This is a genomic window from Cellulomonas massiliensis JC225, from assembly GCF_000312005.1.
GTDB lineage: Bacteria > Actinomycetota > Actinomycetes > Actinomycetales > Cellulomonadaceae > Cellulomonas > Cellulomonas massiliensis.
The window spans coordinates 1-2,200 of sequence record NZ_HE978591.1; the positions used below are offsets into that span (position 1 = coordinate 1).

Consider the following 2,200-nt stretch of genomic DNA (forward strand, 5'->3'; position numbering starts at 1 on the left):
CGACCTTCGCGGCCGGGGCCGGCGCGGCCGGCTCCGGGGCGCCGAGCGGCGCACCGCAGCTCTCGCAGAACCGCGCGCCCGGCTCGGCCGCCTCGCCGCACGCGGGGCAGGCCGCCCGGGGTGCGGGCTCGGCCGCGCTCACCAGGTCGTCCACGGACGCACCGCGTTGGCACGGTCGACGAGCGCCACGCGCTCGACCTCGGTCGGGGCCGCGACGGCCTGCTCGCGGAACGCCTGCTCCAGCGCCGTGCGCAGGTCGTCCTCGGTGGCCGGGACGCCGGCGACCTGCGTCTGCGGCGACGGCCCGTCGCGCAGCACGGCCTCCAGCGCGGAGCCGTAGACCTCGACCCGCAGCGCCGTGCGGACCGACGGGTCCACGGCGACGGTCTGCACGCTCGCGAGCGCGTCGGCCAGCGCCGGCAGGCCCCGGCCGGAGCGGGCGAGCAGCTGCGCGCGCAGCGTGCGCGCGTCGCCGTAGCTCGAGCGGGTGGACGCCACGAGGTCCAGCGCGCGCAGCGCGCCGTCGAGGTCGTCGAAGGCCATCCGGATGCGGGCGAGGCCGAACGCGGCGGGCGCGGTGTAGTTCGCGTCCGAGCGGGCGCACACCACGTACAGCGACTCCGCGATCTCGGGCTCGCCCGACAGCTCGCAGGTGGTGGCGAGCGCCAGCTTGGGCGCGAGCTCCCCCGGCACCTGCCCGTACACCGCGTTGAACGACGCGCGTGCCGCCAGCAGGTCGCCGCCCGCGAGCTGCGCGAGCCCGCCCACCCACGCCGCCCGCCACTCCCACGGGTCGTCGTCGAGGACCTGCGCGAGCACCTCCTGCACCACGTCGGCGCGGCCCGCCTCGATCGCGGCCGTCGCCCGGGCGAGCCACACCTCGACGGTGTCCTGGGGCGAGTCGTACAGCGCGGCGAGGCGCGCCTCGGGGTCCACGACGTTGACGCCCGCGAGCCAGCTGGCCGCCGGGTCGGACTGGTCGACCTTGAGCGCGGGCAGCTCGTCCCAGAGCAGGGGCCGCTCCGCGACGTCGGACAGCGGTGCCTCGAAGAGCACCGACGCCGCGGAGTGCAGCGCGGGGTGCCCCGGCCCGCGGTCGGTGGCCACGACCTCGCGCAGGACGCCGAGCAGCTGCGCACGCATCTCGTCGACGCTGCCGAACCGGTCGCTCGGGTCGAGCGCGCACGCCTTGGCCAGCAGCCGGTAGAACGAGTCGTACCGCTGGAACAGCGGCGTCTCCTCGACCGGCGGCAGGCTCGTCGCGTACGTCGTCGTGTTGCCGCGGAAGTCCAGGACGAGCGTCGCGAGCGTCCGCCCGATCGTGTAGACGTCCGACGCGACCGACGGCCCCACCTCGGGCACCTCGGGCGCCTGGTAGCCGACCGTGCCGAAGATCGCGGAGTCCAGGTCGTCGACCCGCCGCACGCCGCCGAGGTCGATGAGCTTGATGCCGTCGCCCTGCTGGATGACGTTGTCGGGCTTGAAGTCGCAGTAGAGCAGGCCGACGTCGTGCAGGTACTGGAACGCGGGCAGCACCTCGAGGACGTAGGCGAGGGCCTGGTCCACGGGCAGCGGGTCGACGGCGCCGCCGTTCTTCTCGCGGCGGTCCGTGAGGATCTGCTTGAGCGAGCGCCCGCCGACGAACTCCATGACGGTGTAGCCGGCACCGTCGTGCATGACGAAGTTGTAGATCTCGACGATGAGCGGGTGCTCGACCTCGGCGAGGAACTGCCGCTCGGCGATCGCCGCGGCGTACGCGTCGGGGTCGCCGGCGTTGAGCAGGCCCTTGAGCACGACCCAGCGCCCGGAGACGTTCTGGTCGCGCGCGAGGTAGATCCACCCGAGGCCGCCGTGCGCGAGGCAGCCGACGACCTCGTACTGGCCGCCCACGACGTCCCCCGGCGCGAGGCGCGGGTCGAAGTCGAACTGCGTGCCGCACTGCGGGCAGAAGCCCTTCGTCCGGCCGGGCTGCCCGTCGCGCCCGCGGCCGACCTTGGCGCCGCAGTGCGGGCAGAACCGCTTCGCCTCCGGCACCTGCGGGTCGGACATGACGGCGCCCAGCGGGTCCGCGACGGGCGCCGGCGGGACCGTCGTGAGGCCGGCGCCGAGCCGCGCGCCGCGCAGCCGCGTCGACCCGGTCCCCACGCGGCGCGTCGGGCGCGTGCCGACGGCCTTCGTGCGGGCCGAGCCCAGGGCGGCC

At 75.7% G+C, this 2,200-nt stretch carries 1 protein-coding gene; it reads right to left on the reverse strand.

What is annotated here, in order from left to right:
• Window positions 1-138 precede the first annotated feature (138 nt).
• Window positions 139-2,200, reverse strand: a 2,062-nt coding sequence (locus tag HGCM_RS16150) for a serine/threonine-protein kinase (protein WP_019137850.1), incomplete at its 5' end; no start/stop codon positions are given.